Genomic DNA, 25,026 nt, shown 5'->3' on the forward strand with positions numbered 1-25,026 from the left:
GTCTGTCTTTGCGCTATAGCTCACAAATAACACTTTTCTCCTCTCTGCCTAACAATTTTGGATCAACTGAATGTCTGCGAATTACGCAAGGTGGTTAACACGTGAAAAGGAGTTTTCCGCCTTTGCTACCGGGCCGTTGCTCGATTTCTGGCGGCTGCGTGAGGAAGGTGAGTTTAACGGCGTTGACGATGTCCCGATCCGCTACGTCCGGTTCTGCTCTCCCGATCATGATAAAGTCATTATGGTGTCACCGGGGCGTATCGAAAGTTACGTAAAATACCCCGAAGTCGCCTACGATTTATTCCACTGTGGTTACGATGTGATGATTGTGGATCATCGCGGGCAGGGGCGTTCCGGCCGCATGCTGGACGATCCGCATTGCGGCCACGTTCAGCACTTTGACGATTACGTTGAAGATTTCGAACGCTTTTATCAGCTGGAGATTGCCCCACGTCAGTATGCGAAAAAGTTCGCACTGGCACACTCCATGGGCGGCGCGATCCTGGCGCTTTATCTGGCGAACAACCCGCAAAGTTTTGACGCGGCGGCACTGCTTGCACCGATGACCGGCATCTATTTGCCGATGCCGGGCTGGATATCCCGCCGTATCCTCAACTGGGCGGAAAACCGTCCGGTGCGCCGCGACGGCTATGCGCTCGGTACCGGCCACTGGCGTCCGCTGCCGTTTGTGGTGAATCGCCTGACCCACAGCCGCGAGCGTTATCGTCGTAATCTGCGGTATTACGCCGATTATCCGGAACTGCAGGTCGGCGGGCCGACCTATCACTGGGTGCGTGAAGGCATTGACGCCGGGATGCATATCCTGAAAGAAGCGGAAAAAATCACCACACCGGTCCTTTTATTGCAGGCAAGCGAAGACCGCGTGGTCGATAACCGGTCGCACCTTGCTTTTTGTCAGGCCATGGCCGTGGCGGGTCACCCTTGTGAAGGGGACAAACCGCTGGTCATTGAAGGCGCGCGCCATGAGATCCTGTTCGAGCGGGATGACCTTCGGGCACAGGCGCTGGACGCTATCATGCGCTTTTTTGCGCGACAGCATTAATCCGCGGTTCGCCGCGCACAACTCCATCAGAGGTTAGAACCTACGCTATGTACCATGTTGTTGCTTCCGATTTAGATGGCACACTGCTATCACCTGACCATACCCTGAGCCCGTTCGCGAAAGAGACGCTGAAATTGCTGACCCAGCGCGACGTGCACTTCGTGTTCGCCACCGGGCGTCACCATATCGATGTGGCGCAGATGCGCGACAATCTCGACATCAGCGCATACATGATCACATCCAACGGTGCGCGCGTGCATAACACCGACGGCGATCTGATTTTTTCGCACAATCTGGATGAAGACATCGCCAGAGACCTGTTCGGTATCATGCACAACAACCCGGATATTCTGACCAACGTCTATCGCAATGACGACTGGTACATGAACCGCGACCGTGCCGACCAGGACGATTTCTTCCGCGAATCAGTGTTCAAATACAAGCTCTATGAACCGGGCCTGCTGGAAACTGACGGCATCTGCAAAGTGTATTTCACCTGTGAAGATCACGAGAAATTGCTGCCGCTCGAAGAGGCGATCAACGCACGCTGGGGCGATCGCGTTAATGTCAGCTTCTCACTGCCGGTTTGCCTGGAAGTGATGGCGGGCGGCGTCTCGAAAGGTCATGCGCTGGAGTACGTATCAAAACTGATGGGTTATACGCTGAAAGACTGCATCGCTTTTGGTGATGGTCTGAATGACCTTGAAATGCTGACAATGGCCGGTAAAGGCTGCCTGATGAGCGGTTCATTGCCGCGTCTGAAAGCCGCCATGCCGGACGCAGAAATCATCGGTTCCAACGCCGATGACGCCGTACCGCATTACCTGCGCAAGATGTATTTGTCTGAAGATATCTGATCCGCGTTACCCCCGGACAAGGCTTTAAGCCCTGTCCGGGGCACTTCTCTGCATGCCTGTCATCTGAAAGGGTCATCAATCTCTGTCCATTGCGCTTCACAATCGCTGGTACCGCAATATAAGCGGGGCGCGGATGATGCTGTGAAGCACAGACCGCCGGGAAAAATGACGTCTTCCAGAGCGGCGCGTTTGGCGGCACCGGGTTTGAACTGGCTGCGTTCAGCGATGATTTTCAGGGCTGAACAGTGGTGCGTCTGGCTGTTGAAAATAAACGAACAGGCGTAATAGTGCCGGTACCCTTGCGCATCAAAACGGGCGACATGGCCCAGCACACCGACGCGATGCTCCTCAAGAACGTAAGCCGCATTCACGCCACACCATTCTTCGGCACTCACCTGCCCGTGTAATAACGTCGCCTGCATCACGTTGTGCAGGGTCAGATCGTCGGGCGAATCCAGCAGGGTATAACCGATGGTGCCCCGCCCGCCGGTTTCCCCCTGCGGGCGGGTAAACAGCAACACTTTTCCGTCCGGTAAACCCACAGGACGGATGTCTTTCATGCCCTCCGGGCCGATGAAAAACAGGCGCAGGGAATAGATATCCGCGCCACGGTACAACAGGGTTTTCCAGCGCAGAATTTCACCGGTGTCTTCATCGGCTTCAACGCAGACTCCGCCAAAGATAAACTCCCCGTTGATACGGGTGAAAAACGGATCCTGTAAGGCGAAGACCGGCGCGTCCGGCAGTAATGTGCACTGACGGAAGCCATCAAATTCGAAAAAACGGATCTGCGATAATTCGGAGTGTCTTGGTTCTACGCGTGCGGCAATGACCATAAGGTCGTCGCAGCGAAACGGCGCGGTCAGGTTATAGACATCATTGTTACCCACACCGGAAAATTGAATTTTTTCTCCGGCGGGCAACGGCAATTTCAGGTCATGAAATTGCCGCAATAAGGCGTCAATCGTGTTCACTGCGTCAATCCGAGATGCGCCCATAACGCATCGAGCGGCAGGGTCGCCAGCGCAATACATTCATCGGCAGCGCCGTAGTAGATTTTCAGCACGTCCCGTTCCAGCAGCGCGCCGCAGGTAAAGACGACGTTGCCAAAAAATCCCTCTTTTTCGTAAATGGCTTCCGGCTGTAAGAGGGGTACGGAGGATTTGGCGAGGATGTTGAACGGATTATTCAGGTCGAGCAGCATCGCGCCGAGGCAATAACGCTGATCTTTGTCCACGCCGTGGTAAATCTGCAACCAGCCGCGCACCGTTTTGATAAGCGGTGCGCCGCCGCCCAGTTTCAGCGCATCCCAGTCGCCGGACGCGCTGCCCAATAAATGCCGGTGATTGCCCCAGTGCAGCATGTCCGGAGACTCACACATCCAGATCTCCGGCTTCCCGAAATGTTTCGGCGAAGGGCGGGTCAGCGCCTGATATTTGCCGTTGATTTTTTCCGGGAAGAAACAAACATCACGGTTGTCCGGGCAGAAAATCACGCCCTGTTTTTCCACGGTCACAAAATCAGGGGTGGTGGCCAGCGCGGTGGAAATGCCGTAAGGCGAAATGGCCGAATAGTTGATGTAAAAAATGCCGTCGATCAGCGTAATGCGCGGGTCTTCACAGCCAAACTGTTCGTATTGCGTATCGGCGGTCAAAAATGGCTGAGCATCCACCACAAAATCTTCGCCGTTCGTACTGCGCGCCAGACGCAGATGTGACATGGAGGTCAGCCAGATCACCGAAGGATCAGCCTTCAGCGCAATCATTCTTGGGTCGCTGAAATCATAAGCCGGGTCATCTCGGTAAAAACGTTTGGTGCCTGCCTGCCAGACGTTGTGCTGATTCAGCAACAGCGGCACTTCAAGACAGTTGGCGTCGGTCGATATCACGCTTTCCGCCACGCGAAGCAGCAGCAGGGTTTCCCCCTGATACGCACAGACGCCCGCATTAAACACGCAATCCACTTTCCAGCCGGGCTGAGACGGCAGCACATCGGCGGGGGTTAACAGCGGGTTTTTATCACTTCGGATCATTTTCATGGTTTACCTTCTTGATAAGAATAGCGTTTTTTTCCAGCAGCGGTGCATCCGTGCCGAATAAGACGGGGTTGCCATCGCCGCAGCCTACGTTGGCCACCGGCGCGCCAAAATTGATCATCACTTCCAGACATTCCCCGGCCAGAAAGCGGCGAAATATCAGGCATTGTTTAAACAGTGTGAGGTACTCATAGCGGCCACGCTGAAGAGAGAGATGAGAATTTCTCAATTTAATCAGCTTCTTATAGGTGTTCAGAATTGATGGTGAGTGCTTACTCTCAGTTAGAACGTTAATTTCTCCCTCACCGGCTTCAGCAGGCGTCCAGGGAACGGGCAAACGGGAGGCATCGCGGCAGAAGGGTAATGCGTAAGTGAGCGCTTGCTTATCGTCCATACCCTGTAAAATAGCGGCCTGATATTGCGTGATGCCCTGGATGTCCCGCATTTGCTGCACGCTCTGCGGAATGAAATCGGTCATGCCGATTTCTTCACCCTGATAGATAAAAGGCAGGCCGCTGGCGGTCATTTGCAGGGCGAAAACGGCCACGGCGCGCGAAATATCGCGGTGTGATTCGCCAAAACGGCTGATCATGCGTGACATATCGTGGCTGGAGAAAAAGAGCGTCGGTAATCCGGAAAGTGTCGCTTCCATCGCTTTCATTTCGGCGAAGATCGCTGCGATATCGAAGCGTTTCTGGCTGCCAAGGTTGAAATTGAATACCACGTCCAGCAGTTTTGGCCCCTGATAAGGTGCCATCACCGGTAACAGGTCACTGCCCACTTCACCAATCAGTAAAAACTCACCCTGTTCGCGGATGTGCTGGCAGAGTTTCCTCACCACATTCAGCACGCCGGGCTGATTGATATCCTTGTCGTGGGGCGGCTCTGCACCCGGTGCGCCGGGCGGATGGTCTTCACCGATGCCGTCGGTGGTGAGAAAATTAATGACGTCAAAACGGAAGCCATCGACGCCGCGCGCGATCCAAAAATCGAAGATTTTTTTGATTTCATGCTCAACGGCAGGATTCGACCAGTTCAGGCAAACCTGCTGGGGCGAGAATTTATGGTAGTAACTGGCGGTTCCGCCGGGTTCCTGCGTCCAGGCCGGACCGCCGAAGAACGAGGTCCAGTTATTGATTTTTTCACGAAAGAAAAAGAAGTCGCGAAACGGACTGCCGGGGTGACTGAGCGCCGCCTGGAACCACGGATGCTGATCGGAGACGTGATTGATCACCACGTCGATCACCAGCAAAATATCACGCTGATGGCAGGCAGAAATAAGCGCATCGAACAGGGCCAGTGTGCCAAAGCGCGGGTCAACGGCGCAGTGATCGCTGATGTCGTAGCCATTATCCACCAGCGGAGAGGGATAGAACGGCGTGACCCAGATGCCGCCGATCCCCAGATCCGCCAGATAATCGAGCTTTGAAATCAGCCCCTGAAAATCGCCCAATCCGTCCGCATTACCGTCGCAAAACGACGGCAAATACACCTGATAAAATACCCGGTCCTGCCATGTCTTCAGGTTATTCATCCTTCATGCCTGCTATTTAAGTGAAAGCGACATCCCTTCCAGGAAATGTTTCCTGAAGAGAATAAACAACACCACGATCGGCAGGGTTTGCACCACTGACCCCGCCAGCACCGGCCCGACGTAAATGCCATACGATTTACTGAATGTCGCCAGCAGAACGGAAAGCGGCATTTTGTTGACGTCCTGCATGACAATCAGCGGCCAGAGGAAATTGTCCCAGGCGCTGGTAAACGTAAAAATCGCGACGATAGCCAGAATAGATTTATTGAGCGGCAGCATGACGTGGAGCAGAATTTTTATCAGGCCGGCGTGATCTAATCTCGCGGCATGAATATAGTCATTCGGTGTGCCTTTAAAACTTTGGGATATCATAAATATCCCCCAGCCATTCATCACGAAAGGCAAAATAAGTGCGCCGTAGGAATTAATCATGCCCAGCTGACGGATTAATACAAAGTGGGGAATGATAAACATGAATACGGGAAACACCATTTGCAGAATCAGCAGGTTTTTAAAAATATCCCGTCCTCTGAATTCCATTTTTGCCAGTGCATAGCCAATGAAAGAGGAGGTTAAGGTGACACAGACCGTAATGGTCAGCGTGATGAATACAGAGTTAAATAAAGTGCGCAGAAATGGTTTTTCCGCTTTATTTGTACCATCGAAAAGAAAGGCATAATTATCCAGCGACAGATGGCCGGAAAAAAGTGCCGTAGTATAAATGTCAGATGTCTTCTTAAACGAACCGATCAACATCCATAAATAGGGATATAACCAGGTTAATGCCAGAGCAAACATTAACAGGTGGATCACCGCAGAACGGATGTTTATTTTTTGGCGATGCGTTAAGGCAGGTGCTGTATTTAACGTTTCCACAGGGTTGTCCTCATCATACGATCTCGATTTTCTTTTCCAGACACCGGCGCACGACCCAGATCAGAGAGAAACTGAACAGGGCGACAATGATGGACATGGTGGCCGCCCAGCTGGGTTGCATCTGCCGGAATGCGGCTTCGTACATCACCACCATCGGCGTGGTGGTGCTCTCCAGCGGACCGCCGCCGGTGATGAGATAAGGCTCGGTGAAAATACTGAATGCCACGGTAATGGCTAAAACCAGCACCATCACGATCTGCGCATTCATCAGAGGAAGTGTGATATGCCATATTTTGCCAGCCCCGGACGTACGGTCGAGCTCGGCGGCGTCATAAATATCTTTCGGGATGGTAATAAGCCCGGAGTAAAAAATAAGGCCGTAATAGCCCACGAACTTCCAGGTCACAATGAGCGCGATGGATAACATTGCCACGTCGGGGTGGGTAAACCAGGGCACATTTATGCCAAACCACGACATCAGGAAATGATTAACCGGTCCGGTTTCGCTAAACAGTTTGGAAAAAACAATAGAGTACGCCACGCCGGAAGAGACATTTGCCAGTAAAAAACTCAGTGCGACGAAAGCTTTACCATATTTAATTTTCCGCAATCCGAACGCGAATAATAATGAGGAGATAAACACTATCGGCAGATAATAAAGGAGAAACTTAAAGACGTTGAAAATTGACGTCCAGAACAAAGGGTTCTGCATAACGGCAATAATATTCTTTACGCCGTTGAACGACGGTGTGCCAATAAATTTCCAGTCGGTAAAACTCAGCACGGCCAGCCAGATAAAAGGATAAAACCAAAATACCAGCGAATATCCCAGGTAACCGGAGGCCAAAAGGCCTCCGAGTGATGACTCTTTCATTTTGATCATCGCTTTACTGCCCCAGCGTGTTGTCGATCTCTTGGGAAGACGCCTGAATGACCTCGGGGATCGGGCTGTTTTTAAACACTAACTTTTCAATCATCTGGGTCATTGTCCGCTGGACTTCGACCGTTTTCGTGATCGGTGCCGGAGGAACCGCTTTCGGCACGAAAGAGGCAATAGCGTTCACTAACTCATGCTGTTGCAGGTAGCTTTTAAAGACAGGGTTACTTTGCAGATCTTCACGCGCCGGCGGCATCCCGGTCAGCTCAAGCCAGCGCAGGTCATTTTTCGGATTGCTGTAAACCCATTGAATAAACTTCCAGGCATCGGGCTGGACCTTCGAGGTGCTAAACATCACCATCCCTTTGCTGTCAGCCATGGTGGCCGCCTCAGCATCTCCGGTCAGTGTCGGCATCTGGCCGATACGGATGGTTTTTAGCACCTCAGGGAATTGTTTCTGATAGCGATCGATATCCCATGGTCCGCGCACGGCGCCGAGCACGGTACCTGCCGCCAGCGGGTCGTCAGAGGCGGTGAAGTCGTAGCTGGTCCATTTGTTAGCGAACATTTTGTTGATGAAAGTGAGGGTCTGCAGGCCCGCATCGTTATTAAAGGTAGCTTTGTTGTTCTGGATGTAAGGGCTGCCCTGTGAGGCGGCGTAATACAACGGGACAAAGTCGAACCAGCGATCCCACCAGTTTTTGCCGCTGGTGATTTGCAGACTGTAGCCTTTGTGGCTCTGCGTCATCCTTTCCGACAGCGTGTAAATCTCGTCATAAGTGACCGGTACGTGATCGAAGCCATAGTCAGCCAGAAGGTCGCTTCTCCACCAGTAGACTATCGGGCTGATATAAATTGGAATGACGTTTTGCTGCCCGTCGAACTTCCACGAAGCCATCGGATTGCCCATGTGACGGGTTTCGACGAGCGCCTGAAACCCTGGCATTTTGGAATAATCATTGAGCTGTTTAAGTTCAGTTAACTGTCTTGCGAAGCCGATAAATATATTGGTGGAAATATCCGGTTCAGTACCGGATGCCAGCGCATTCATAATCGCTTCTTCGGAACTTCCCGCCGCAGGAATAGGCGTGAATTCCACTTTTCTATTTGCCGGATTACTGTTCCATTCTTTGACGATTTCTCCCCAATACACTTCCTGAGTGACATTGGGCGCAACCCACATTTTAATACTCTGCTGATTTTTCTCTTCAGGCCCGCAACCTGATAACAATAATGTCATAGCCGCAAACGCAGCCAGTTTCATTGTTTTCATTATTTATTTCCTTTTTCCATTAGGTTGTAATTAATAATCCACAATTATATTTGCAGAGTATTCATATTATTATTTTATGGATGGATTTCTATTTAAACGCTAGCATGGACATTCAATAAATAAACGTTATAGCGGTCACATAAATGATTTTGTTTAACGTTAAACTTTATTGTCATTGTTCGTTGCAAAAGTATTTTTTCTGTGAGTATATATTGTCTAATTGATAAAGTTGAGCCGGGCTCTGTTCCATTATTAAAAGCGTTTTGGAGTTTTTAAACTGCGCAAGATAACATTGAAGTCAATTGCCGAAGAATTAGGTGTCACGCACACCACAGTATCTAATGCATTTAATCATCCGGGGAAGTTATCTGAATCATTAAGAAAAAGAATAATAGATTATGCGCATTCCGTTAACTTTTACGGACCTGACAATATCGGGCGCGCATTGCGCACCGGCAGGTCGGATGCCATGGGGATTATTTTTAATGACACGCTCAGTTATGTGTTTACAGACAGCCATGACGTACAGCTGATGCAGGGAATTGCCGCAAAATGCGACCGGGAAGGGGTCAGTATCATATTGATTCCGTTGCATAACGGTCAGGGAACGCTGGCCGGTGTGATCAATACGGCGGTGGATGGTTATATTCTGAATGCCACGCACAATAACGATCATATTATCGCCAAGGCGTTGTCGAAGAATCTGCCTGTAGTGACGACTGATTTTAAAATTCCGCCGCACAGCAGCGTTTCCATTGATAATCACAAGGCGATGCAGGAGGTTTGCCAGCATCTGCTTGAAAAAGGCCACCGCGAATTTGGGATTATTTCTTTCCCTTCATTGCAGGGGCGCAAGGGCGTTAATCCCTTAAGTGAAGAGATAACCGGGGATAATGACGTCATGATCACCCGGGTGAAATCCTGTGTGGATAAGTTTCTGAGCCGGAATATTAATCTGGAAAAATGTTTTCTTTGTGAAACTGCCCACCATGAAGAATCTGGAGAAATGGCCGCGGAAACATTGCTAAAAAGTAACCCGAAGATAACGGCATTAATTTGCCTGTCGGATCGTTTTGCGCTGGGCGCAATCACGTATTGCCGTAAAGCCGGGTTACGTATTCCGCAAGACATCGCTATTATCGGTTTCGATAATATCCCCCGGTCAGATAATGAGATTGCGCTCACTACCGTGGCGCAGGATCCGGTTAAAAAAGGAGAGATTGCCGCCACTCTGTTGCTGGAGGGAAAGAAAAACATTCACCACGATCTTGAATTTACGTTAATTATACGTGGCTCTACCTGATATACGGCGGGGCCATAAAGACGAAATTAATTATGTCTGTTTTCAGGATGAAATATGGCCTTATTAACGTGTTTTACCGCTTACGATATACGCGGCATTCTTGGCACCGAACTTAACGAGGATATTGCTTACCGCATCGGTTGCGCCTTTGCCCATTTTTATCACCCTGAACGGGTGGTGCTCGGCCATGATATTCGCCTGACCTCACCGTCTCTCAAACTGGCCGTCGCGTGCGGGCTGCGCGATCAGGGAGTTGGCGTGATCGATATCGGTATGACCGGCAGTGAAGAGGTTTATTTTGCCACCCGCTATTTTCGGGCGGATGGCGGCATCCAGATCACGGCCAGTCATAATCCGGCCAATTATAACGGCATGAAACTGGTTGGCCGGGATGCCAGGCCGGTCAGCAGCGATAACGGTTTACATGAGATTCAGGCTCTGGCGGAAAATCATCATTTCTCTGGCATAGCGCAGGCCGGTTTTTATCAGCAATGTTCAAACCGCAGCGCGTATCTTGATCACCTGCTCAGTTATTTAACGTTGCCTTTTGGGCGCCCCCTGCGTGTGGTGGTGAATGCCGGCAACGGCGCAGCTGGCCCGACGCTGGATGCGCTGGAGCAGGCCTTCCAGGCGCGCAACATCCCACTGACCCTGATTAAAATTCACCATGAGCCGGACGGCGCCTTCCCACACGGTATTCCGAATCCTATGCTGCCTGAAAACCGCCACGCCACTCAGGCTGCCATACGCCTGCATCAGGCGGATATCGGTATTGCATGGGATGGCGATTTTGATCGCTGCTTCATTTTTGATGAGCAGGGGGACTACGTTGAAGCCTATTACATCGTCGGCATGCTGGCGGCGCAGTTTCTGCAACACTCGCCCGGCGAGAAGATCATTCACGATCCCCGCCTGATCTGGAATACCCGCGACATTGTCGCTGCCCGTCAGGGTATCGCCGTGGAAACAAAAACCGGCCATGCCTTTATGAAGGAAAGAATGCGCAGCGAAAACGCCATCTACGGCGGCGAGATGAGCGCGCACCACTATTTCCGCGATTTTGGCTATTGCGACAGCGGAATGATCCCCGCCTTGCTGATGTTGCAACATCTCAGCAAATCCGGCCAGAAAATGTCCGGTCTGATTGCCGCCCGTAAAGCGCTTTTCCCGGTATCCGGCGAGATAAATCTCACCGTCAGCCAGCCCGCAGAAGCCATCCGCCGTGTGCGTGAGCATTATGCCAGCCAGGCCGTGACGGTCAGCGTCGTTGACGGGCTGAGTATGGAATTCGAACGGTGGCGGTTTAATTTGCGCGCTTCCAATACGGAACCGCTTTTACGCCTCAATGTTGAAACCCGTCACTCCACGGCGTTACTTGCCGAAAGTACCCGGGCACTGCTGGCGCTGGCAGGGGAGTAATTCCTCGTATCGCGCTCCCTTTGGTTTGAAAGGACAACGTTATGTCAGGCTTAACGCTCAAAAATATCAAAAAGTATTATGACAAAACCACCGTCATTGCCGATTTGTCGCTGGAGATCCGTTCCGGTGAATTTCTGGTGCTGGTCGGCCCCTCAGGCTGCGGAAAATCGACGTTGCTGCGCCTGATTGCCGGGCTGGATCAGCTCAGCGCCGGCACAGTCTGCATCGGGGAAACCGACGTCACCGGGTTGCCCGCCGGAAAACGCGGACTGTCGATGGTATTTCAGTCCTACGCACTCTATCCGCACATGACCGTCAGGCAGAATCTGGCTTTTGGCCTGAAGAATATCCGCACGCCGCCGGAGGAAATCGCGCGCCGCATTCAGGAGGCTGCGCTGATTTTACGTCTCGACGAGATGCTTGACCGGTTACCGCAGCATCTTTCCGGGGGACAACGTCAGCGCGTGGCGATTGGCCGCTCTATTGTCCAGCAGCCGAAAGTGTTTTTGTTTGATGAGCCGTTGTCGAATCTTGACGCTGCGCTGCGCGTACAGATGCGACAGGAAATCAGTCAGCTGCATAGCCGCCTGAAAAATACCATGATTTACGTGACCCACGATCAGGTCGAGGCGATGACACTGGCGGACAGGATTGTGGTGCTTAATCAGGGCAATATTGAACAAATCGGCACGCCGGTTGAGCTTTATAACCATCCCGCCAGCCTTTTCGTTGCCGGTTTTATTGGCACGCCGAAAATCAATGTGATCCCGGCGCAGGTCGTTGGCCGCCAGCTTTGGGTTAACGGGCAGCCGCTGTTTGCGCTGGGGGATAAATTCCCGGCGGCGCAGGACGGACAAACGGTGTCGCTCGCCATCCGCCCCGAGCTGTTACGCCTGGAGGAAGCGACAGATCATGCGTTTGACGTTGTGGTCGATTTTACGGAACTTCAGGGGGATTCGACGCTGGTGTACGCAACATTTGGTGAGCACGCCCTGAAGATGAAATCGTCGAAACAGCTTTCGTTTCCCCGCCATACCGCCCTCAGGTTCGGGTTTAATGCCGCCAGTGTTTTACTGTTTGATGCACAGGGAAAGCGGATCCCGCAGGCCATGGCGTAGAAAACCAAAAGGCACCCAGGGGTGCCTTTTGGCTGCCGGTGATCCTCAATCAGGCACTTTTAGCCAGCTGCGCTTTGTGTTTGTTTTCACTGAGCATGGTCAGAACCAGCAGCAGCACGGCCAGCACACAACCGGCGATCATCACGATAAAACCGCCGTCCCAGCCGAAGTAATCCACGGTGTAACCGACAATCGCACTGGCGGCGACTGAGCCGCCAAGATAACCAAACAGACCGGTGAAGCCTGCCGCGGTGCCCGCTGCTTTTTTTGGTGCCAGCTCCAGCGCGTGTAAACCAATCAGCATCACCGGGCCATAAATCAGGAAGCCGATGGTGATCATGCAGGCCATATCAATGCCCGGATTGCCGACCGGGTTCAGCCAGTACACGACGGTGGCGATGGTCACCAGCACCATAAAGAACACGCCGGTTGCGCCGCGATTCCCTTTGAAGACTTTGTCCGACATCCAGCCGCACAGCAGCGTCCCCGGGATGCCCGCATATTCATACAGGAAGTATGCCCACGAGGATTTATCCAGCGCGAAATGCTTCACTTCTTTCAGGTAAGTCGGTGACCAGTCGAGGATGCCGTAGCGCAGCAGGTAAACAAATACGTTTGCCAGCGCGATATACCACAGCAGTTTGTTCGGCAAAATGTACTGCATGAAAATCTGTTTCGCGGTCAGTTCCTGCTCAGCGGATTCTTTCACGTAGTCCGGCGGATAGTCGTTTTTGTACTCTTCAATCGGCGGCAAACCGCAGGACTGCGGGGTATCGCGCATGGTCATGAAGGCAAAAACGGCCAGCAGGATCGCGCCGAAGGCAGGCATGTACAGCGCTGCGTGCCAGTCGTTAAACCATGCCATCCCGAGCAGGAACAGCAGCGGAGGAATACCGCCGCCGACGTTATGTGCGCAGTTCCATACTGATACCACGCCGCCGCGTTCTTTCTGTGACCACCAGTGAACCATGGTGCGTCCGCACGGCGGCCAGCCCATTCCCTGGAACCAGCCACAGAGGAACAGCAAAACAAACATGATGGCAATGCTTGAGGTTGCCCACGGCACGAAGCCCATAAACAGCATCACAGCCGCAGCCAGAATCAAACCGGCGGGCAGAAACACGCGCGGATTCGAGCGGTCTGATACCGACCCCATAATGAATTTTGAGATGCCGTACGCAATAGAAATACCGGATAACGCAAAACCGAGATCGCCACGGGAGAAGCCCTGATCGATCAGGTACGGCATAGCCAGTGCGAAGTTTTTGCGCACCAGATAATAGGCGGCGTAACCGAAGAAAATCCCCATGAAAATCTGCCAGCGGAGACGGCGATAAAGCGGGTCGACGTGGTTTTCATCCACGGGAGCTTTGTGTGGTGCGGGTTTGAAAATACTGAGCATACATGCCTCCGATGGCATAAATCAGGTCTGACTCGTCATGAGCAAGTGTGTTCTAAAACGAACATCATGTTAGCGGTTTGCGCGCAAACGAACTGTGAGTTATGACAGAATTGTTACATTTTTATTACGGAGGAGCGTGCGGAGAAGCGAAGTGGCTGGCGGAGATAAAAAAAAGCGGAGCCTGAGCTCCGCCTGAGGGTGTCACTGACCCTGAATTTACTGCACTTTCAGCGTATTGATAATGGCTTCTGCATCAGCCTGCGCCTGCTGCTGATTGTCGGCTGGCAGGGTAATTTGCAGCGTCAGCAAATGGCTGTCCACTTTACCCAGCACGATTGAAGAATAGGCTTTCTGACCGGCCGAGGTGATGACGCTGTCGTACTGCTGCATGGTCTGTCCGTTAACCTGAATCGATTTGTTGGTCACGACCTGCAAGTTGGTATCACGGGCTTTTTGCTGATCCTGCAAACGGGCAGTCAGCACTTCCAGCGATTCCGTGGTGTTATCGCCGAGGATCACAATCACCGCTTTCTGACCGGTGCTGTCAGCATACACGTGCATGTTGTTTGCCTGCGTGCCCAGCTTACCGCTCTGGTCGCTCATTCCCTGCGGCAGGGAGAAAGTCACTTTCCCATCCAGCAGGCTGACTGGCGCGGTTGTCGCGGCGGCGGCGGCGGCTTTATTGGCATCCGGTGCATCAGTGGACTTCCCGTCACACGCAGCCAGACCGGCGATCAGTACTGCCATTCCCATCATTTTAGCGAAGTTACGCATCGGGCTTCCTTAAGTGACCTGTTTATCAGGCTGAGATGTTGATTTAACGGCCTTATGGCAACCTATTCACGCCACAAATGCAAGTCAGATTATGGCGCGATTTTTGTTTTTAGCGAGGTGAGCGGGGGCCATTTGCCCCCGCGAATTTTCAGTGCGCGCGCAGGGCCGGGTGGTCGTGATTTCCCTGTGCGGACAAACGCCTGAGCAGCATGTTCAGCAGCATGCCATACATCGGCAGGAAGAACACCAGACAGATCAGCACTTTGAACGTGTAATCCACCATCGCGATTTCCACCCAATGCTGGGCCATAAACGCATCGCTGCTTTTGTAGAAGGCGATAAAGAAAAACGACAGCGTGTCGCTGATGTTGCCGAGGAACATCGAGGCGACCGGCGCTATCCACCAGCGGCGGTTCTGGCGCAGGCGGTTAAACACGTGAACGTCGAGAATTTGCCCCAGCACATACGCCATAAAACTGGCGGTGGCGATACGTGCGACCATGATATTCAGGCTGCTGAGTGCTTCTGCACCCTGCCATTGCGCTTCAAAGAACAGCGCGGAAATCACGTAGGAGATCGCCAGTGCCGGCACCATCACCGACAAAATAATGCGTCGCGCCAGCGGAGCACCAAAAATACGGACGGTCAGATCGGTGGCCAGAAAAATAAACGGAAAGGTGAACGCGCCCCAGGTGGTGTGGAAACCAAAAATGGAGACGGGCAACTGAACCAGATAGTTACTGGAGGTGATGATGGCGATGTGGAATAGCGAAAGCCATATCAGCGCGGAAAACCGCTGCTGAGCAGTAAAAGAGTACATAGATGTGACCTTTTTAGTGAATTGGGGTGAGGGAACCCAAGAATAATGTGACTTTTCGCGCCGATAATTCGGTGCGGCGCGCATAGTACCTGTTTGCGCACCGTTTGCGCAACAGATCCAACGGTTAATTTTAGCGCAATGAGCCGCGTGAGTTGCACCAGAAATTCTGCGGGTTAAACTGTTGGCCTTTGCCAGACAACCGCGCATTCCTGCACCCAGATGTTGAGAAACGAAATGAACGATCCCTTTATCAACCCGGACCATCAGCTTGATGCGCTGGGCCTGCGTTGCCCGGAACCCGTAATGATGGTTCGCAAAGCGGTACGTACCATGAAAGACGGCGAAACCCTGCTGATCGTCGCCGATGATCCGGCAACCACCCGCGATATTCCGGGTTTCTGCCGCTTTATGGAGCACAGGTTGCTGGCGTCCGATACCGAAAACCTGCCGTACCGCTATCTGCTGTGCAAAGGGCTGTAGACCGAACCCAGCCCGACATCCTTAACGTGATTTATTGCGCAACAACCGTAAGGCGTTAGCCGTGACAAGCGCCGTTGCGCCGGAATCCGCCAGCACCGCCAGCCACAATCCGGTCAGCCCCATAATGGTGGTGACCAGGAATATCGCTTTCAGCCCCAGCGCAATGGTGATGTTCTGACGGATATTGGCCCGTGTGGCGCGTGACAGGCTGATCATCTGTGCCAGCCCGCTCAGACGGTTGTGCGTCAGCGCGGCATCGGCGGTTTCCAGTGCCACATCGGTGCCGCTGCCCATGGCAATACCGATAGTGGCGGCTTTCATCGCCGGCGCATCGTTAATCCCGTCACCGACCATCGCCACCGGTTTAACGGCATTCAGCGCGGTCACCGCCGAGACTTTATCCGCCGGCAGCAGGCCCGCCCGGAATTCGATGCCCAGCCGGTCAGCGATAGTTTTCGCCGCGCGCGGGTTGTCGCCGGTCAGCATTACCGCAGAAACCCCGAGCGCCTGCAGATCGCGCAGCGCCCCGACCGCATCTTCCCGCAGCCGGTCCTGCATCGCCACCAGACCGATCGCCTGTGCGTCCTGCATCACCACTACCACGGTTTTACCTTCAGATTCCCAGCCTGCAATTTGCGCGGTGGCGTCCGTGCTCAGCACGCCTGGCGCCACACGCACAGGAGCCAGTACCTGGATCCTTCTGCCTGAGACAACGCCTTCCACACCGGAACCCGCCAGCGCACGGCGGTCCTGAGCGGTTATCGGCAACGGATTGTGTTCTCTCGCACGCGCTAAAATCGCCTGCGCCAGCGGGTGGTGGGAGCCTTCTTCCACCGCAGCCGCGAGGCTTAACACTTCGCCTTCGCTGGCGCCGTTAAGCACCTGCACATGGGTCACTTCCGGTTTACCTTCGGTCAGCGTACCGGTTTTATCCAGCGCCACGGTTTCGATCAGCGCCAGCTGCTCAAGCGCAGCACCGCCTTTGATCAGCGCACCCTGACGCGTCGCCGCAGCCAGCCCGGAGGTGATCGCCGCCGGTGTTGAAATCACCAGCGCACAAGGGCAGCCAATCAGCAGCAACGTCAGGCCGCGATAAATCCACGTATCCCAGGAAAGCCCCATCGCCAGCGGTGGAATGATGATGACCAGCAGCGACATCAGCATAATGACCGGTGTGTAATAGCGGCTGAAGGTATCGAGGAAACGCTCGATCGGCGCGCGTCGCTCATCGGCTTCTTCGATAAGTTGCAGAATGCGGTCAATGGCGCTGTTGCCGGGGGCGGAAGCCACTTCCAGACGGGCCAGACGATCAACGCACAGGCTGCCCGCCGGGACTTTCTCGCCGGGCTGACGTTCGACGGGCACGGACTCGCCGGTCAGGGCGCTTTCATCAAAACTGGCCGCGCTGTGCAGCACCGCATCGGCAGGCAGACGTCCGCCTGCGGCGATTTCAATCATATCGCCGGGACGCAGGCTGGCGACCGGTACGGATTCCGTTTTGCCCTCAGTCACGCGAACGGCGGTATCGGGTATCAGCGCCATCAGCGCTTTTACGCCGCTACGCGCACGGCTGGCGGCAAATGACTCGAGGCGTTCGCCGACCATAAACAACAGCAGCACCATGGCGGCTTCGGCGGTTGCGCCAATAAACAGCGCACCCAGTGCCGCAATGCTCATCAGGGTTTCTATAGCAAAGGGTGATCCGGCGCGGGTCTGGCGAATCGCCTGACGCAGCACCGGCCACAGGCCGACCAGCGTGGTGGCGATAAACGCAATTTCACCGGCCTGAGGATTAACGCTGTCGAGTATCCAGCTCAGCAGCATCAGCGCCGAAAGTGCCAGCAGCGGCAGATATTCTTTCAGCCATGACACGTCCTGCGCGGGAGGATTCTGGCTTTTATCCAAAGATTGCAGGGTGAACCCTGCGCCGGTGACGGCTTGCAGCACGTTTTGCGAGATGTCGTGGCTGGCGTCAATCACCAGTTTTTCGGTGGCAAACAGCACTTTTGCATGGCTGACGCCCTTCAGGCCGGAAACGGCATTTTCAATTTTGCGCGCACAGGCCGGGCAGTCCATGCCTTCGACGCGCCAGCTGTATTGCTGGTTTCCGGGAAGAGGCGCGCTGGGATCATCTTCACCCGGCGAACTTTCCGTGCCGCTGTCGTCAGAACAGTGTGCGTGTTCCGCTGTTTTAGGCGTGCAGCAGGTGCCGGCCGAGGCCGCCAGCGGCGCGCTTTCACTGCAACATCCGGCAGGGGAAGTGCCCGCGGGGGAAAGGGTGCTGATTTTAGTGATATGCAACGCCGGGGTATGTTTGCCCTGGCAACCGCACTGACACATGTTCGTTCTTTTAAGGGGGATCATAGAGCCTCCGGTTTCAAACCGAGTGGAATTACACCCAGTCTAAACGTTGGAGTCAGCTCTAAGGTCAAGAAGTATTTAACTCGCGGAACCTGAACGGTTCCGCGGGGGAAGGGATTTAAAGATACAGCGACCGGACAATCAGGAAGTGTCCGCCGAAATAGCAGGCGGCGACCAGGCCGTCGGCGGCGCGGAATTTAAAGCGGTAGCGGCTGACAAGCCAGAAAATATTACCCAGCAGAAGCAGCACGGTGCCGCAGAACAGCGAGAACGCCATGTCGGTGCTGCGCGCAAAATACTGTTCGCCTGCCAGCCAGACCATCAGCAGCGTCATGGCGATGTAAGTGGTCACTGCCCATTTGAGTTCGGCCAGTCGCGTCCAGATCACCGCAAGAAGTATTGCGCCGATCACCAGCAACGCCAGCGGCAGTGGCCAGAAGAAGGTAATGGTCATCTGGCTGGCGAAACTTAGCGTATACAGCAGATGCGACAGGAAGAACGCCCCGATGGCGTACATAAAGCGTTCTTCAGGCAGCAGCAGCAGACCGTCTGCCACCAGCGTTGCCGCCAGACCCAGCAGGATCAGATAGCTGTAAACATTCAGCGTGGGCGCCTGCCATGCCAGTAACAGCAGCAGCAACAGGGTGACAGGTTTGAAGACCCAGCGTTGCCAGCGCAGGCCGCGGTAACTGGCATCAACGAACAACCAGCCGGAGAAAAATACAGCGAGGAATGGCCAACTCATTGTTTATCCTTTTATCTTTCAGAACAGAACATAAAACCGATGCAAGGTCTGCCTTCGGGAAAACACATCCTGTTTTCCGGTACTTGCTTTCAGTGTAGGAGAGAGGGCGCACCGGCGACAATCAGAAATCCCCGTAACGGCAGGTTTGGTGACCGTGGGTTTAGGAAGGGGGCTTTTACGGCGCAGAGCACGCCGTAAAAGCAGGCATTACTTTTTGCCCGGCATCGGTGGCTGTTTTTTCTGCCATGCCATCAGTTCAAACACGCCAAACAGGAAAATGCGCGTTTGCAGCCACGGGCCGATGGTGTCTTTGTCCTTGCCCTGCGTGGCTTTCAGCAGCATGACCTGCAGGCCGTGCATGAAAAACATGAACACAATCGCCACATCCAGAAAATATTTGATCGGCTTAGGGAACGGGTGGATCAGGTTAAACGCCAGAAACCCCCAGATACATAACATCAACAACCGACCAATATTGATCAACATCTTACTGCTCCTGTTCAGGTGAGCCGGTTTCAGGCGTCACATCGCGATGGTAAAGGCGATAAGCAACTTGTCCGGCGACTTTCTCACGGTGTAACCGCCAGCTGGCGGGCACGTCCAGAGTGTCGTGCTCGGCTTCTGTTTCGACATAAATCCAGGCCTCATCGGCCAGCCACTGATTCTGCTCAAGCAGATTCAGGGTGTCTTGCAGAATGCCTTTGCGAAAAGGCGGATCGAGGAAAACCACGTCAAAGGCATTCCCGGCTTTTGCCAGCCAGTTCAATGTGTTGACGTTGAATACTTTCGCATCTTTGGCGTTTAGCAGCGCCAGGTTCTTCTCTAACTGTTGTGCAACCGGGCGTTCAAACTCGAGCAGTGTGGCGCTGGCGGCGTAGCGTGACAACGCTTCCAGACCCAGTGCGCCGCTGCCTGCAAAACAGTCCAGACAATGCGCGCCCTGTAAAACCGGTGCGAGCCAGTTGAACAGCGTTTCGCGCACGCGATCGGTGGTCGGACGTAGCCCCGGGCTGTGTGGAACCGGAAGTTTGCGTCCGCGCCACAGGCCGCCAATAATGCGTATCTGGCCTGCTGCGGGCGTGTTAGGTTTCTTTGCCATAGTTCACTTCAGTAATCCGAAGCCGTCGGGCTTCGTTGCATATCGTTTGGAGGGCTATTCTACCGGTGTGCGGGCAATGGGCAAATGTTTAACATTGGCGATTGAAAAACCAGCGGAATTCAACACGCGGGCGTGTTGCCGGAAGGGGAAAGTGATAGACTGCCCGATCATAACCCTATTAATAATCCGTTCGCCAATCATTAGCGGCGAGGAGTGAAGTTGTAAAATGGCAAAAGACAAAAAACGCGGTTTCTTCTCCTGGTTTGGCCGTGGCCGTCAGGAAGAAGAGCAGCAGAAAGAAGAAACACGCGAAGAACTGCCGGTTGTCGAAGAGCCCGGCGTCCCCGTTGAACCGGAGCCGGTCACTGAACCCGAGCCGGTTATCGAGCCTGAACCTCTTAAAGAACCTGAGCCAGAGGTCAGGGAGCCTGAACCTTTAGCCGCCGCTGAGGAACTGGCAGACGACATCGTTCACTTCACCGAACAGGTTGCTGTGCAGCCGGTGGTGGCGGAAGAAACCGCCGCCCCTGAGCCGGTCGTCATTGAAGCTGAAATCGAAGAGCCGATCATTATTGCCGCGCCGGTGGTTGAAGAGCCGGTGGTGCAGGAAGCGCAGATTGTCGAAGACGACTTCGTGGAGTCAGCCGCCGAGATGGCAGAAGACGCCCGCGAAGACGTTCTTGATGCCATCGACGACAGCGTGGCGGTTGACGATGAACCGCTTGTGGCGCTGGAACCGATCGTTGTGCTGCCCGCCGGTGAAACCGAGCAGGAACGCCCGACTAAAGAAGGCTTCTTCGCCCGTCTCAAACGCAGTCTGGTCAAAACCCGTCAGAATTTGGGCTCCGGTTTTGTCGGCCTGTTCCGTGGTAAGAAAATCGACGACGAGCTGTTTGAGGAGCTGGAAGAACAGCTGCTGATCGCCGACGTTGGCGTCGAAACCACGCGCAAAATCATCACTTCCCTGACCGAGCACGCTTCCCGTAAGCAGCTGAAAGACGCGGATGCGCTTTACGGCAAGCTGAAGGAAGAAATGTCCGAAATTCTGTCAAAAGTGGAACAGCCACTGGATGTCAGCGGGAAAACCCCGTATGTCATTCTGATGGTGGGCGTGAACGGCGTGGGTAAAACTACCACCATCGGTAAGATGGCGCGTCAGTTCCAGGCGCAGGGCAAATCAGTGATGCTTGCCGCAGGCGATACCTTCCGCGCCGCGGCGGTTGAACAGTTGCAGGTCTGGGGTCAGCGTAACAAGATCCCGGTGATTGCTCAGCAAACCGGTGCAGACTCAGCCTCGGTGATTTTTGATGCCATTCAGGCAGCCAAAGCTCGTAACGTCGACGTGTTGATCGCTGATACCGCAGGCCGCCTGCAAAATAAAGCGCATCTGATGGAAGAGCTGAAGAAAATCGTCCGTGTGATGAAGAAGCTCGACGAAGATGCCCCGCATGAGGTTATGCTGACGCTTGACGCCAGTACCGGCCAGAATGCCGTCAGCCAGGCAAAATTGTTTAACGAAGCGGTCGGGCTAACCGGCATTACGTTGACTAAACTGGACGGCACCGCGAAAGGCGGCGTGATATTCGCCATCGCCGATCAGTTCAGCATTCCGATTCGTTATATCGGGGTCGGCGAAGGTATCGAAGATTTAAGGCCGTTTAAGGCAGACGATTTTATTGAGGCACTTTTTGCCCGAGAGGATTAATACGGATGATTCGCTTTGAACAGGTCAGTAAAGCTTATCTGGGCGGACGACAGGCGCTTCAGGGCGTCAATTTTCACATCCAGCAAGCGGAAATGGCATTTCTGACCGGTCACTCTGGCGCGGGTAAAAGTACCCTGCTGAAGCTGATTTGCGGTATTGAGCGTCCCAGCGCCGGACAGATTTTGTTTGGCGGCCACGACATCAGCCGCCTGAAATCCAGTGAAGTGCCGTTCCTGCGTCGTCAGATTGGTATGATCTTCCAGGACCACCATCTGCTGATGGATCGCACGGTGTATGACAACGTGGCGATGCCGCTGATTATCGCCGGTGCCAGCACCGAAGATATTCGCCGGCGCGTCTCGGCAGCGCTGGATAAAGTCGGGTTGTTGGATAAAGCCAAAAATCTGCCCATCCAGCTGTCTGGTGGTGAACAACAGCGTGTGGGCATTGCCCGCGCGGTGGTCAACAAGCCTGCGGTGCTGCTGGCGGATGAACCGACCGGTAACCTCGACGGCGAACTGTCGGAAGGTATCTTGCGTTTATTCGAAGAATTTAACCGGGTTGGCGTTACCGTACTGATGGCAACGCACGACGTGGGTCTGATTGCCCGTCGTAATTACCGCACGCTGACGCTGAGTCAGGGGCGTATGTCGGGAGGAATGTACTGATGGCGAACAGCCCAAACCCGACAAAAACCGCCAAAAGCGCCCGCGCCGCCAAAAGTAAGGCGTTGCAGGGCGGCTGGCGTGAACAGTGGCGCTATGCGTGGATGAACGCGCTGGCCGACATGCTGCGTCAGCCTTTGGCGACGCTGCTGACGGTGATGGTGATCGCCATTTCCCTGACGTTGCCGAGCGTGTGCTATCTGGTGTGGAAAAACGTCAGTACGGCGGCGGAGCAGTGGTATCCCACGCCACAGCTGACGGTGTATCTCGATAAAGCGCTGGACGACAACGCCGCGGAAAACGTGGTGAAAACTCTCAAAACCGAAGCGGGCGTGGACAAGGTTAACTATCTGTCGCGCGAAGAAGCGATGGGTGAGTTCCGTAACTGGTCAGGTTTTGGCGGCGCAATGGATATGCTTGAGCAAAATCCGCTGCCCGCTGTGGCGATCATTACGCCGAAAATGAATTTCCAGGACTCCGCCACACTCAACACCCTGCGCGATCGCGTAGCGGCGGTGCAGGGCGTGGATGAAGTGCGTATGGATGACAGCTGGTTTGCCCGTCTGGCGGCGCTGACGGGGCTGGTCGGGCAGATTGCTGCGATGATCGGCATCCTGATGGTCATTGCCGTATTCCTGGTCATTGGTAACAGTGTGCGTCTGAGCATCTTCAGCCGCCGCGATACCATCAACGTGATGAAGCTGATTGGCGCAACCGATGGATTCATTTTGCGGCCGTTCCTTAACGGTGGCGCGATGCTTGGATTTACCGGCGCATTGCTCTCGCTGATCCTCTCGGAAGTGCTGGTGCTGCGCCTTGAGAGCGTGGTGACGCAGGTCGCGCAAGTCTTCGGTACCACCTTTGACCTCCACGGTCTGGGCTGGGACGAAAGCCTGCTGTTGCTCCTGATTTCCGCGATGATCGGCTGGATCGCCGCCTGGCTGGCAACGGTTCAACATTTACGGCGATTTACACCACAGTAGCGTTTTTTTGCTATAATCTCCCCCTGCTGCTCAAGAATTGTGTTTCAGGGGGAGAGCCGCTTCATCTCATCTTCATTCTCTTTCCTGCTTTCCCTCAATGGCACAAATTCACTATCCAATAGTCAGTCTGTCACTTACAGTCTTCAGACTGTTGAATCTGCCCCTGAACTTTTTGTATAATTCGTGGTCGAAGAGCAGCGAATATGAAGGGCTCGGCGTTGCTTTGTTGTGGTCAGATTGTGTTTCAATTTAGGCCAGTAACAGGGCGGTATCATCCCGCAGCAACGTGGTATAAAACCTGCATTACGTCATACATGAGAGGCTTGAATGACCAAAGAAATGCGCACTTTAGCACTGGTACCCCAAGGTAGCCTGGAAGCCTATGTTCGGGCGGCCAATGCCTATCCTATGCTGACCGCAGAGGAAGAACGGGCACTGGCTGAACGGCTGCATTACGACGGTGACCTGGAAGCGGCTAAACACCTGATCCTGTCTCACCTGCGCTTTGTTGCTCACATTGCCCGCAACTATTCAGGTTACGGTTTGCCACAGGCGGACCTTATCCAGGAAGGTAACATCGGCCTGATGAAAGCGGTTCGCCGTTTTAATCCGGAAGTGGGTGTACGTCTGGTGTCCTTTGCGGTGCACTGGATCAAAGCCGAAATTCACGAATATGTGCTGCGTAACTGGCGCATCGTGAAAGTCGCCACCACCAAAGCGCAGCGTAAGCTGTTCTTCAATCTGCGTAAAAACAAACAGCGTCTGGGCTGGTTCAGCCACGACGAAGTGGAGCACGTTGCCCGCGAACTGGGCGTGACCAGCAAAGATGTGCTGGAAATGGAATCACGCATGGCCGCACAGGACATGACGTTTGACCCAACGCCGGATGACGAACCACGCGACGGCGCGGCGATGGCACCGATGTTGTATCTGCAAGATAAGAGTTCTGACTTCGCAGAAACCATCGAAGAAGATAACTGGGATCAGGAGGCGACCGACAAACTTTCCTCAGCAATGGAAGGTCTGGACGAGCGCAGCCAGGATATCATTCGTGCACGCTGGTTAGATGACGACAACAAATCGACTTTGCAGGAACTTGCCGACAAGTACGGCGTGTCTGCAGAGCGTGTTCGTCAGCTTGAAAAGAACGCGATGAAAAAACTGCGTATGGCGATCGAAGCCTGATACGGCGTTTCATCAAGAATACGTCACCTTCGGGTTAAAAAACTGGTCACTTCGGTGGCCAGTTTTTTTTGCCCTTATTCCACAGCTCCCTCCGCTTTGATAACCCCTCCTTTTCAACATCCTGACTTCTTTGCCTGATGTAATGATTTCTCCCCCCGGTCTTTCAGTCAATCCTGCGCTCTTTTACAGAGGCATAGTCCTGTCCGAAGAGAGAAATATATAATCTATATAAAAAAACTATTAATTAGAAATCAAATATTCTGTATATTAATATATTCTCTAAGAATATTATTTTACTTAACTTCGTCGATCGGTTTGATCGAGTAAATATTCTGTAACTGCATAAAACTACTGCTTATTTGATTATTAGATCGTCAGGATCGAAAATTTTCATTTTTTATGGAAAATATAATGGATTATTTTTATTCAGAAATGTTAATGAGGTTGATCAC

Annotated in this window: 23 protein-coding genes; 10 read left to right on the plus strand and 13 right to left on the minus strand. The window is 53.5% G+C overall.

Annotated elements, in window-relative coordinates; all coding sequences use genetic code 11:
* The first annotated feature begins 70 nt into the window (after positions 1-70).
* Both pldB and yigL read left to right on the plus strand, forming a co-directional pair.
* On the plus strand, positions 71-1,063 hold the full coding sequence (gene pldB, locus ACQZQY_RS06150; protein ID WP_431296787.1) for a lysophospholipase L2: 993 nt from the start codon (positions 71-73) through the stop codon (positions 1,061-1,063).
* A gap of 47 nt (positions 1,064-1,110) precedes the next feature.
* The gene (yigL, locus tag ACQZQY_RS06155) at positions 1,111-1,920 is read left to right on the plus strand and encodes a sugar/pyridoxal phosphate phosphatase YigL (RefSeq protein ID WP_183850366.1); all 810 of its coding nucleotides are present in this window, start codon (positions 1,111-1,113) and stop codon (positions 1,918-1,920) included.
* A gap of 59 nt (positions 1,921-1,979) precedes the next feature.
* Here the strand turns inward: yigL and ACQZQY_RS06160 are convergent, their stop codons facing one another.
* From ACQZQY_RS06160 to ACQZQY_RS06185, 6 genes are all read right to left on the minus strand, one after another.
* Positions 1,980-2,894, minus strand: a complete 915-nt coding sequence (locus ACQZQY_RS06160) for a DUF1861 family protein (protein WP_431296788.1) — start codon at positions 2,892-2,894, stop codon at positions 1,980-1,982.
* Entirely contained in the window at positions 2,891-3,952 is a 1,062-nt protein-coding gene (locus ACQZQY_RS06165) for a glycoside hydrolase family 130 protein (RefSeq protein WP_431297157.1), read from the minus strand. The genes ACQZQY_RS06160 and ACQZQY_RS06165 overlap by 4 nt, the downstream gene beginning before the upstream one ends.
* The gene (locus tag ACQZQY_RS06170; protein ID WP_431296789.1) at positions 3,939-5,489 is read right to left on the minus strand and encodes an alpha-amylase family glycosyl hydrolase; all 1,551 of its coding nucleotides are present in this window, start codon (positions 5,487-5,489) and stop codon (positions 3,939-3,941) included. Before ACQZQY_RS06170 ends, ACQZQY_RS06165 begins: the two co-directional genes overlap by 14 nt.
* A gap of 12 nt (positions 5,490-5,501) precedes the next feature.
* Positions 5,502-6,287, minus strand: coding sequence for a carbohydrate ABC transporter permease (locus ACQZQY_RS06175; protein WP_431297158.1), 786 nt, complete (start codon positions 6,285-6,287; stop codon positions 5,502-5,504).
* Between the two features lie 91 nt (positions 6,288-6,378).
* A complete protein-coding gene (locus ACQZQY_RS06180) occupies positions 6,379-7,248 on the minus strand; it encodes a carbohydrate ABC transporter permease (protein WP_217203012.1) in 870 nt (289 codons plus the stop codon).
* Between the two features lie 4 nt (positions 7,249-7,252).
* Positions 7,253-8,515, minus strand: a complete 1,263-nt coding sequence (locus ACQZQY_RS06185; protein ID WP_431296790.1) for an ABC transporter substrate-binding protein — start codon at positions 8,513-8,515, stop codon at positions 7,253-7,255.
* 286 nt (positions 8,516-8,801) lie between these two features.
* On the opposite strand from ACQZQY_RS06185, the gene ACQZQY_RS06190 reads away from it, so the two are divergent.
* Genes ACQZQY_RS06190 through ACQZQY_RS06200 form a run of 3 tightly spaced genes read left to right on the plus strand, consistent with a single transcriptional unit; the run spans position 8,802 to position 12,355 of the window.
* Positions 8,802-9,818, plus strand: a complete 1,017-nt coding sequence (locus ACQZQY_RS06190) for a LacI family DNA-binding transcriptional regulator (RefSeq protein WP_431297159.1) — start codon at positions 8,802-8,804, stop codon at positions 9,816-9,818.
* A gap of 54 nt (positions 9,819-9,872) precedes the next feature.
* Positions 9,873-11,237, plus strand: a complete 1,365-nt coding sequence (locus tag ACQZQY_RS06195; RefSeq protein ID WP_431296791.1) for a phosphomannomutase CpsG — start codon at positions 9,873-9,875, stop codon at positions 11,235-11,237.
* A gap of 41 nt (positions 11,238-11,278) precedes the next feature.
* Positions 11,279-12,355: an ABC transporter ATP-binding protein gene (locus tag ACQZQY_RS06200; RefSeq protein ID WP_431296792.1), complete on the plus strand. Its 1,077-nt coding sequence runs from the start codon at positions 11,279-11,281 to the stop codon at positions 12,353-12,355.
* 49 nt (positions 12,356-12,404) lie between these two features.
* On the opposite strand, the gene glpT is transcribed toward ACQZQY_RS06200, so the two are convergent.
* From glpT to ACQZQY_RS06215, 3 genes are all read right to left on the minus strand, one after another.
* Entirely contained in the window at positions 12,405-13,757 is a 1,353-nt protein-coding gene (glpT, locus tag ACQZQY_RS06205) for a glycerol-3-phosphate transporter (protein WP_056772207.1), read from the minus strand.
* A gap of 216 nt (positions 13,758-13,973) precedes the next feature.
* Positions 13,974-14,531 (minus strand): DcrB family lipoprotein, encoded by a 558-nt coding sequence (locus ACQZQY_RS06210; protein ID WP_056772204.1) that lies wholly within the window; start codon positions 14,529-14,531, stop codon positions 13,974-13,976.
* Positions 14,532-14,679: 148 nt separating this feature from the next.
* On the minus strand, positions 14,680-15,351 hold the full coding sequence (locus tag ACQZQY_RS06215; protein WP_390973874.1) for a 7-cyano-7-deazaguanine/7-aminomethyl-7-deazaguanine transporter: 672 nt from the start codon (positions 15,349-15,351) through the stop codon (positions 14,680-14,682).
* Positions 15,352-15,585: 234 nt separating this feature from the next.
* Between ACQZQY_RS06215 and tusA the strand changes: the two genes are divergently transcribed.
* Positions 15,586-15,831 (plus strand): sulfurtransferase TusA, encoded by a 246-nt coding sequence (tusA, locus tag ACQZQY_RS06220; protein WP_056772199.1) that lies wholly within the window; start codon positions 15,586-15,588, stop codon positions 15,829-15,831.
* Between the two features lie 21 nt (positions 15,832-15,852).
* On the opposite strand, the gene ACQZQY_RS06225 is transcribed toward tusA, so the two are convergent.
* From ACQZQY_RS06225 to rsmD, 4 genes are all read right to left on the minus strand, one after another.
* Positions 15,853-18,195: a zinc/cadmium/mercury/lead-transporting ATPase gene (locus tag ACQZQY_RS06225; RefSeq protein WP_431296793.1), complete on the minus strand. Its 2,343-nt coding sequence runs from the start codon at positions 18,193-18,195 to the stop codon at positions 15,853-15,855.
* A gap of 115 nt (positions 18,196-18,310) precedes the next feature.
* Complete coding sequence (locus ACQZQY_RS06230) at positions 18,311-18,937, minus strand: lysoplasmalogenase (RefSeq protein WP_056772191.1); 627 nt, start codon at positions 18,935-18,937, stop codon at positions 18,311-18,313.
* Positions 18,938-19,144: 207 nt separating this feature from the next.
* Positions 19,145-19,423, minus strand: a complete 279-nt coding sequence (locus ACQZQY_RS06235) for a DUF1145 family protein (protein ID WP_056772188.1) — start codon at positions 19,421-19,423, stop codon at positions 19,145-19,147.
* Position 19,424: 1 nt separating this feature from the next.
* Positions 19,425-20,036 carry a 16S rRNA (guanine(966)-N(2))-methyltransferase gene (gene rsmD / locus ACQZQY_RS06240; RefSeq protein WP_056772185.1) on the minus strand — a complete coding sequence of 204 codons (612 nt, stop codon included), beginning with the start codon at positions 20,034-20,036 and terminating at the stop codon, positions 19,425-19,427.
* 226 nt (positions 20,037-20,262) lie between these two features.
* Here rsmD and ftsY point away from each other — a divergent pair, with 226 nt between their 5' ends.
* From ftsY to rpoH, 4 genes are all read left to right on the plus strand, one after another.
* Positions 20,263-21,741 (plus strand): signal recognition particle-docking protein FtsY, encoded by a 1,479-nt coding sequence (ftsY, locus tag ACQZQY_RS06245; RefSeq protein ID WP_431296794.1) that lies wholly within the window; start codon positions 20,263-20,265, stop codon positions 21,739-21,741.
* A gap of 5 nt (positions 21,742-21,746) precedes the next feature.
* A complete protein-coding gene (ftsE, locus tag ACQZQY_RS06250; protein ID WP_056772179.1) occupies positions 21,747-22,409 on the plus strand; it encodes a cell division ATP-binding protein FtsE in 663 nt (220 codons plus the stop codon).
* Positions 22,409-23,389 carry a permease-like cell division protein FtsX gene (ftsX, locus tag ACQZQY_RS06255; RefSeq protein WP_122096532.1) on the plus strand — a complete coding sequence of 327 codons (981 nt, stop codon included), beginning with the start codon at positions 22,409-22,411 and terminating at the stop codon, positions 23,387-23,389. Before ftsE ends, ftsX begins: the two co-directional genes overlap by 1 nt.
* Positions 23,390-23,716: 327 nt before the next feature.
* On the plus strand, positions 23,717-24,574 hold the full coding sequence (gene rpoH / locus ACQZQY_RS06260) for an RNA polymerase sigma factor RpoH (protein WP_431296795.1): 858 nt from the start codon (positions 23,717-23,719) through the stop codon (positions 24,572-24,574).
* Positions 24,575-25,026: the final 452 nt, after the last annotated feature.

The organism is Rahnella sp. PAMC25559, assembly GCF_050632365.1.
GTDB classification, from domain to species: domain Bacteria; phylum Pseudomonadota; class Gammaproteobacteria; order Enterobacterales; family Enterobacteriaceae; genus Rahnella; species Rahnella rivi.

Bases quoted from the DNA above. Each gene is read 5' to 3' on its own strand.
- ftsE (WP_056772179.1), top strand. From the start codon at position 21,747: ATGATTCGCTTTGAACAGGTCAGTAAAGCTTATCTGGGCGGACGACAG.
- ACQZQY_RS06200 (WP_431296792.1), top strand. From the start codon at position 11,279: ATGTCAGGCTTAACGCTCAAAAATATCAAAAAGTATTATGACAAAACC.
- ftsX (WP_122096532.1), top strand. From the start codon at position 22,409: ATGGCGAACAGCCCAAACCCGACAAAAACCGCCAAAAGCGCCCGCGCC.
- tusA (WP_056772199.1), top strand. From the start codon at position 15,586: ATGAACGATCCCTTTATCAACCCGGACCATCAGCTTGATGCGCTGGGC.
- ACQZQY_RS06175 (WP_431297158.1), bottom strand. From the start codon at position 6,287: ATGTTTGCTCTGGCATTAACCTGGTTATATCCCTATTTATGGATGTTG.
- glpT (WP_056772207.1), bottom strand. From the start codon at position 13,757: ATGCTCAGTATTTTCAAACCCGCACCACACAAAGCTCCCGTGGATGAA.
- yigL (WP_183850366.1), top strand. From the start codon at position 1,111: ATGTACCATGTTGTTGCTTCCGATTTAGATGGCACACTGCTATCACCT.
- ACQZQY_RS06170 (WP_431296789.1), bottom strand. From the start codon at position 5,489: ATGAATAACCTGAAGACATGGCAGGACCGGGTATTTTATCAGGTGTAT.
- ACQZQY_RS06195 (WP_431296791.1), top strand. From the start codon at position 9,873: ATGGCCTTATTAACGTGTTTTACCGCTTACGATATACGCGGCATTCTT.
- ACQZQY_RS06215 (WP_390973874.1), bottom strand. From the start codon at position 15,351: ATGTACTCTTTTACTGCTCAGCAGCGGTTTTCCGCGCTGATATGGCTT.
- rpoH (WP_431296795.1), top strand. From the start codon at position 23,717: ATGACCAAAGAAATGCGCACTTTAGCACTGGTACCCCAAGGTAGCCTG.
- ACQZQY_RS06210 (WP_056772204.1), bottom strand. From the start codon at position 14,531: ATGCGTAACTTCGCTAAAATGATGGGAATGGCAGTACTGATCGCCGGT.
- ACQZQY_RS06230 (WP_056772191.1), bottom strand. From the start codon at position 18,937: ATGAGTTGGCCATTCCTCGCTGTATTTTTCTCCGGCTGGTTGTTCGTT.
- ACQZQY_RS06180 (WP_217203012.1), bottom strand. From the start codon at position 7,248: ATGATCAAAATGAAAGAGTCATCACTCGGAGGCCTTTTGGCCTCCGGT.
- pldB (WP_431296787.1), top strand. From the start codon at position 71: ATGTCTGCGAATTACGCAAGGTGGTTAACACGTGAAAAGGAGTTTTCC.
- ACQZQY_RS06165 (WP_431297157.1), bottom strand. From the start codon at position 3,952: ATGATCCGAAGTGATAAAAACCCGCTGTTAACCCCCGCCGATGTGCTG.
- ACQZQY_RS06235 (WP_056772188.1), bottom strand. From the start codon at position 19,423: ATGTTGATCAATATTGGTCGGTTGTTGATGTTATGTATCTGGGGGTTT.
- ftsY (WP_431296794.1), top strand. From the start codon at position 20,263: ATGGCAAAAGACAAAAAACGCGGTTTCTTCTCCTGGTTTGGCCGTGGC.
- rsmD (WP_056772185.1), bottom strand. From the start codon at position 20,036: ATGGCAAAGAAACCTAACACGCCCGCAGCAGGCCAGATACGCATTATT.
- ACQZQY_RS06185 (WP_431296790.1), bottom strand. From the start codon at position 8,515: ATGAAAACAATGAAACTGGCTGCGTTTGCGGCTATGACATTATTGTTA.
- ACQZQY_RS06225 (WP_431296793.1), bottom strand. From the start codon at position 18,195: ATGATCCCCCTTAAAAGAACGAACATGTGTCAGTGCGGTTGCCAGGGC.